7 protein-coding genes and 1 pseudogene are annotated in these 6,249 nt (G+C 72.2%); 3 read left to right on the top strand and 5 right to left on the bottom strand.

Annotated features, from left to right (window positions below; translation table 11 throughout):
- Positions 1-139: 139 nt before the first annotated feature.
- On the bottom strand, positions 140-955 hold the full coding sequence (locus GH736_RS15160; RefSeq protein ID WP_159604788.1) for a helix-turn-helix domain-containing protein: 816 nt from the start codon (positions 953-955) through the stop codon (positions 140-142).
- Between the two features lie 17 nt (positions 956-972).
- Complete coding sequence (locus tag GH736_RS15155) at positions 973-1,323, bottom strand: hypothetical protein (protein WP_159604786.1); 351 nt, start codon at positions 1,321-1,323, stop codon at positions 973-975.
- A gap of 83 nt (positions 1,324-1,406) precedes the next feature.
- Here GH736_RS15155 and GH736_RS15150 point away from each other — a divergent pair, with 83 nt between their 5' ends.
- Positions 1,407-2,003, top strand: a complete 597-nt coding sequence (locus GH736_RS15150; protein WP_159604784.1) for a phytanoyl-CoA dioxygenase family protein — start codon at positions 1,407-1,409, stop codon at positions 2,001-2,003.
- Positions 2,004-2,041: 38 nt separating this feature from the next.
- Here the strand turns inward: GH736_RS15150 and GH736_RS15145 are convergent, their stop codons facing one another.
- Together GH736_RS15145 and GH736_RS15140 are read right to left on the bottom strand one after the other, a co-directional pair.
- Positions 2,042-3,088, bottom strand: coding sequence for a cyanophycinase (locus tag GH736_RS15145; protein WP_159604782.1), 1,047 nt, complete (start codon positions 3,086-3,088; stop codon positions 2,042-2,044).
- Positions 3,037-3,717 carry a sigma-70 family RNA polymerase sigma factor gene (locus GH736_RS15140; RefSeq protein WP_159604780.1) on the bottom strand — a complete coding sequence of 227 codons (681 nt, stop codon included), beginning with the start codon at positions 3,715-3,717 and terminating at the stop codon, positions 3,037-3,039. The genes GH736_RS15145 and GH736_RS15140 overlap by 52 nt, the downstream gene beginning before the upstream one ends.
- A gap of 110 nt (positions 3,718-3,827) precedes the next feature.
- Between GH736_RS15140 and GH736_RS15135 the strand changes: the two genes are divergently transcribed.
- Both GH736_RS15135 and GH736_RS15130 read left to right on the top strand, forming a co-directional pair.
- A complete protein-coding gene (locus GH736_RS15135; protein ID WP_159604778.1) occupies positions 3,828-4,763 on the top strand; it encodes an NAD-dependent epimerase/dehydratase family protein in 936 nt (311 codons plus the stop codon).
- 75 nt (positions 4,764-4,838) lie between these two features.
- On the top strand, positions 4,839-5,771 hold the full coding sequence (locus tag GH736_RS15130; protein ID WP_159604776.1) for a cation diffusion facilitator family transporter: 933 nt from the start codon (positions 4,839-4,841) through the stop codon (positions 5,769-5,771).
- 17 nt (positions 5,772-5,788) lie between these two features.
- Here the strand turns inward: GH736_RS15130 and GH736_RS15125 are convergent.
- Positions 5,789-6,249: pseudogene (locus tag GH736_RS15125) on the bottom strand (epoxide hydrolase); the annotation flags it as partial.

Here is a 6,249-nt window from a genome sequence, read left to right as displayed (position 1 = left end):
CTCGACGGTGCGGCAGCCTGCCGCCGTGCTCGGCAGCCGCGCGGCCGCCCTCGTGCTCGATCGCCTCCGGGGCGACGTCGACACGAGCGGCCTCCTCCTCGACACCGAGATCGTCTGGCGCGACTCGGCCTGACCCGGGTCAGCCGGCCGCGCTGCCCAATCGGCGTCGATACGCGGCCGGCGGCTCACCGCATCGCTCGCGGAAGCGGGCGTAGAACTGGCTCTGCGAGCGGAAGCCCGACGCGAATCCCACCTCGGGAACCGGCATCGTCGTCGCGAGCAGCAGGTGCTGTGCACGGGCGATGCGGCACTGCGTCAGGTACTCGCCGATCGTGATGCCGAGGGCGTCGCGGAACACGGCCATCGCGTACTGCGGATGCAGGTGCACCTGGCGTGCGACCTCCGGCACGCGCACCTCCTCGTGCGCGTGCTCCGAGATCCACGCGGCCATCGCCGCAGCCTGGGGGCGGACGCCGGATCCGGATGCCGCGGCGTTCGCAGCGGCATCCGCCGACGTCGCTCGAGCCACGCGCCGGGTGAACGCCTCGATCTCGAGGACGGCCGTGCGGTGCTCGTCGTCGTCGCCGGCCAGCTCCGCCTGCCAACCGGGGACGCGATCGCCGAGGCCGAGCGCCCCGTCGTGGTCGAGGAGCGCGAACTCACCGGCGAGTATCCGCTCGACGAAGCGACGCGAGAGCCCCCACCCCAGCACGCGGTCGAGCGGGACCGTGAGCCAGGTCACCACCTGGCTGCCGGTCGCGCTCACGAGCTGATGCGGCCTCGCCGCCCAGAACACCGCGAGCCGCCCGGCCGGGATCGAGAACGGCCGGCCGTCGACGAGGTACTCGAGGTCCACGGTGGCGAGGTTGAACTCGACGTCGTCGTGGCGGTGCGCCACCGTCATCGGACCCGCCTCGCCCTGCCAGCACGCGAGCCCGAACGAAGACCTGAGCATTCCGGAATTCTTGCACCTCAGACCGGAAGAACCGCGTGATCCTCCGATCTAACGTCGATATCGACCGCTCCACTTCGACGAAGGAGACCCCCATGAGCCAGACCGTCCACGCCCGCCCGCGGCAGGCGGAACTCGTCACGCCGCGCGCGTACCACCTCACGCCCGAGCAGATCGAGCAGTTCGATACCCAGGGATACCTCGTGCTGCGCGGCCGCATCCCCGCACCACTGCTCGAACGCCTGCGAGCCGCGGCCGACGGGTGGATCGCCGACGGTCGAGCCCTCGACGAGCAGGACCCCGCGGCATCCGACTACCAATGGGCCACGCGCGGCGGGGAGCGCCGCATGTTCCGCGTCGACTACCTGCACGGCAAGGGACGCGCCGCGTCGCTGGAGCTGCTCGGGAGTCCGGCCGTGCTCGGCATCGCCAGAGCCTGGCCGGGCCGAACCTCGTGCCCACCTATGAGTCGCTCGTCTTCAAGGACGAGGGCGACGGCGCCGCCATCGACTGGCACCAGGATGCGGTGCACCCGCGCACCCACCGCATCTTCAACGTCGACGTCTACCTCGACGCGTCCCGCGCCGGCGAGGGCGCGCTGCGCGTGGCACCCGGCTCGCACCTCGCCCCGGTCGACGTCTGCCAGCTCCAGGAGGAGTACGGGTGGGATGCGCCGGGCGTGATCCAGGTCGAGCTCGAACCCGGCGATGTCCTCGTGCACGACGTGATGGTCGTGCACGGGTCGGAGGCGGTGACCGGCAACCGGCTGCGCCGCACGATCTACTACGAGTTCCGCGCCGCCGAGCAGATCGCGGACGAGGGCCCGTGGGATGCCGAGTGGGTCGACCGGCGACTGCGGCTGCTGCCCGTCGCGTTGGGGGAGCACGAACGCGCGAATCCGGATGCACCGCAGTTCTCGTGGAACGTCGCGCCGGGGCTCGCGCCCGTGATGGGCGACGATCACGACGAGGAGCTCCGCATCGCGCACCTCGTGCACAGCCCGGGCTCGTACTGCAGCGCGGGGAGCGTGCCGTTCGCCGCGACGACCTGAGCATCGGCTCGGGGGCCGTCGCGGCGAACGGCCGTCACTCACTCGGCGCCGATGTCGACCCGCAGCTGGTCGAACCCGCCGGTCGGCCACCAGCTCGTCGCGCGGTCACGCGTCAGGGTCGTGCGGAACCGCGGTGCGGCCTCGAAGGTCGTGCCCGAGGCTGTCGTCGCCGAGGAGGCGACGAGCGCGGTGGCCAGATCGGTGAGGGAGCTCGAGTTGCCCGGCCCGTCGATCGAGTCCCAGACGTCCGCGGCCTCCGCCGGTCCGGCGCCGGTTCCCGGTGCGGTCCTCCGCTCGGCGCCGGGGACCACCGTGCCGCGGGCGAAGTCGTAGGCGTCGCCGGCGACGAGCCGGGTCCAGCGCACGTCGCGTGCGGTCTGCCCGCGCACGTCGCTGGGGTCGACGTCGATCACGGATGCGCCGGCTTCGCCGATCACCTGCCCGATGCGCGTGGAGCGGTCATAGGCGAGGGCGGTCGTCTCGTCGACGCCGAGGATCCGGCGGTGGTGCGTGTCGTCCGCGAGCCTGATCATGCGTGCCTGCCGGCCCCAGGTGCCGAAGTGGCTGTCGAGCAGGGCCTCCTGGAAGAAGCCGAAGCCGCCGAACGGGAGCGATGCGAGGGCGGTCGGGTCGTCGAGGTACCCCGGGGAGCCGCCGTCCCGCCACGCCTGGTAGGACTCTCCGCCCGTCACCATGTCGGCGCCCTGCTGGATCGTCAGGCCTGCGCTGACCCCGGCGACGACGCCGTCGGCGGCGAGCACGTCCCGGACGGCACTGAGCACGGGCGTGTCGGCGCACCGGCTGTAGGCCTCGTCGGCCGGTGCTCCCGCGCAGTCGAGCAGCGTGCGGACGTACCGCATCTGGTCGCCCCCGCCGAGGAACACGCCCGTCGACTGCCGGACCTGGTCGGCGACCTCGGCCCGGTCCGCATTGCCCGGCACGTAGGGGTCTCCGTCGAAGTGCCGACCAGGGTGCAGGCCACGAAGAACCGGCCGTCGGTTGTCGCCGGTGATCTTGTCCTTGTCGTCGACGATCACATGGCCGAGACCGCGGACCTGCTGTCGACGCGCCGGGCAACGGTCCATGCCTTGCCGCCGCCATCGGCGTAGAACGCCACGTCCTCGGCCAGGACGCCGGCGAGCGCGTCGACATCCCCGGCCTCGAGCGCCGAGAAGAAGGTGTCGAGGAGCGCGGCGTCGCGCGCGGCATCCGTCTGCGAACGTGGCCGTCCGTCGGCGATGCGCGCCCGCGCCCGGTGCAGGATCTGCCGGCAGGCGGCCTCGTCGCGTTCGACGATCGCGGCGATCTCGGCGTAGTCCATCACGAAGACCTCGCGCAGCAGGAACACGGCGCGTTCGACCGGTCCGAGCCGCTCGAGCACCGCGAGGAACGCGAACGAGAGGGTCTCGTCGCGTTCGACGCGGTGCGCCGGATCCTGGTCGTCGTCGGGCAGGGGCTCGGGCAGCCAGGTTCCCAGGTACACCTCGTGACGGCGGCGCGCCGAACGCAGTGCGTCGATCGCCAGCCGCGTCGCGACGGTCGACGCGAACGCCTCGGGCCGCTCGATCGGCTCGCCCGACCGCGACCGCTCGTGGAGGCGCAGCGACGCCTCCTGCACGACGTCCTCAGCGTCCGACACGCTGCCGAGCATGCGATACGCGATCGAGAACATGAGGGGCCGGAGCTCGCCGAGCTCCGCGGTCGAGGAGGGCATGCCCCGAGCATGGCACAGGCCGATCGGGGAGGTTCCATGCAGATCTGCCGCCTCCTGTCACAGACCGGGTGACCGATCCGTCGGAGGGGGTGACAGGAAGGGATGCACACATGCGAGTCTTCATCGCCGGCGCCACGGGCGCCGTGGGATCCAGGTTGGTGCCGCTGCTCGTGGCCGCGGGCCACGAGGTCGTCGGCACGTCGCGGAGGCGCAATCGCCTCGCCGACATCGAGGCGGACGGGGCGACGGGGGTGGTCATGGACGCCCTCGACGCGGCATCCGTGCGCGCCACCGTGCTCGAGGCCCGCCCCGACGTGCTCGTGCACGAGCTCACCGGGCTCAGCGCCATGGAGGGCGACGTCAAGCACTTCGACGAGGAGTTCGCCGCGACCAACGCGCTGCGCACCCTCGGCACCGACCACCTGCTCGCCGCCGCACGCGAGGCGGGGGTCGGGCGGTTCATCGCGCAGAGCTACACGGGCTGGCCCAATGAGCGCACCGGCGGCCCGGTCAAGACGGAGGAGGACCCGCTCGACCCGGCGCCGACCGCCGCGTCACGGCAGTCGATCGCCGCGATCCGGCACGTCGAGCAGGCCACCACGGATGCCGCGGGGCTCGTGCTCCGCTACGGCAACCTGTACGGCCCCGGCAACGCCATCGGCCGGGGCGGCGCGATGCTGGAGATGGTCCGGGCCCGCAAGCTGCCGCTCGTCGGCGCCGGCACGGGAGTCTGGTCGTTCGTGCACGTCGACGACGCCGCATCCGCCACGGCCCTGGCCGTCACCCGCGGCGCCCCCGGCCTCTACAACGTCGTCGACGACGATCCGGCCCCGGTCTCGGAGTGGCTGCCGGAGCTCGCCCGGATCAGCGGCGCCAGGCCGCCGCTGCACGTGCCCGCGCTCGTGGCCCGCGCGCTCATCGGCGAGCACGGCGTCTCGATGATGACCGAGATCCGCGGCTCCTCGAACGCCAAGGCCAAGCGCGAGCTCGGGTGGGAGCTGCGCCATCCGAGCTGGCGGGAGGGGTTCCGCACCGGGCTGGACTGAGAACGCGGCTCGCCTGAGAAGGGGACTCATTCCCATCAGGAGCCGCACCCGGCATCCGCGCCTACCCTTGAGGTGATGGCACACACCCACGATCACGCGCAGGCACACGGCGCGACCGCGAACCGCACCAGGCTGCTGGTGGCGATCGCGATCATCGGCGCGTTCCTCGTCGTGCAGGTCGTGGGCGGCGTGCTCAGCGGCTCGCTCTCGCTGCTCGCCGACGCGGGGCACATGGCGAGCGACCTCATCGGTCTCGTGGTCGCGCTCGTGGCGGCGACGGTCGCCGCCCGGCCGGCGACCGACCGGCAGACGTACGGGTACCGTCGCGCAGAGGTGCTCGGCGCCCTCGTGAACGGCGTCATCCTCATCGTCGTGGCCGTCACCGTGCTGGTCTCGGCGATCGGTCGGCTGGTGTCGGGCGCCGAGGGCGAGGCGCACGAGGTGCGTGGCGGGGTGATGCTCGTCATCGCGGTGCTGGGCCTGCTGGCCAACCTCGCGGCCATGCTGGTGCTCCGCGCCGGCGCCGAGGACTCGATCAACCTGCGCGGCGCCTACCTCGAGGTGCTCGGCGACCTCATCGGCTCGGGGCTCGTCATCATCGCGGCCGTCGTCATCGTCACCACCGGGTTCGACGCGGCCGACCCCATCGCGTCGATGGTCATCGCCGTGCTCATCGTGCCGCGCGCGCTCATGCTGCTGCGCGACGTCATGCACGTGCTCTTCGAGTCGGCCCCCGCCGACACGGACGTGGCCGAGATCCGCGAGCACCTGCTCGGCACGGCCGGCGTGGTGGCGGTGCACGACGTGCACGTCTGGCAGATCACCTCGGGGTCGCCGGTGTTCAGCGCCCACGTCGAGGTCGACGCCGACGTGTTCGAATCCGGTCGCGCGGGTGCGCTCCTCGACGAGCTCGGCGGATGCCTCTCCGAGCACTTCGACGTGGCCCATTCGACGTTCCAGCTCGAGCCCGCCGGTCGCGCCGAGAAGGAGCAGCCGCAGCATCCGTGAGCCTTCGAGGCCCCCCGTCACACCGTGAGCAGCCTCGCGAAGCAGCTCCGGATGTCGCCGACGAGGTCGTCGGGCGCCTCCATCGCCGGGAAGTGCCCGCCGTGCCGGTGCTCGTTCCAGAACGCGAGGTGGCCGTCGGCGTCGAGGATGCGCCGCATGAGCGGCTCGTCGCCGAACGCGGTGATGCCCTGCGGCCGGTCGTGGTGGCGTCCCCACGCGACCTGCGCGTGCGCGGCCTCGTAGAGCAGGTTGGCGGCTCCGTCGCCGGCGCCGCCGAACCACGACACGGAGATGAGGGTGAGCAGGTCGTCGAGGTCGACGGCATCCTCGGGCAGGTCGCGTGCAGGGTCGGTCCACTCCTGGAACTTCTCGACGATCCATGTGGCCTGGGCGATGGGGGAGTCGGTGAGACCGTAGGCGACGCTGAGCGGACGGGTGGTCTGCAGGGCGAGGTAGCCGAAGTCCTCGGTGCGCGCGT

This window comes from Agromyces humi (genome assembly GCF_009720255.1).
GTDB lineage: Bacteria > Actinomycetota > Actinomycetes > Actinomycetales > Microbacteriaceae > Agromyces > Agromyces humi.
This window is presented reverse-complemented; position numbering and strand designations above follow the sequence as displayed.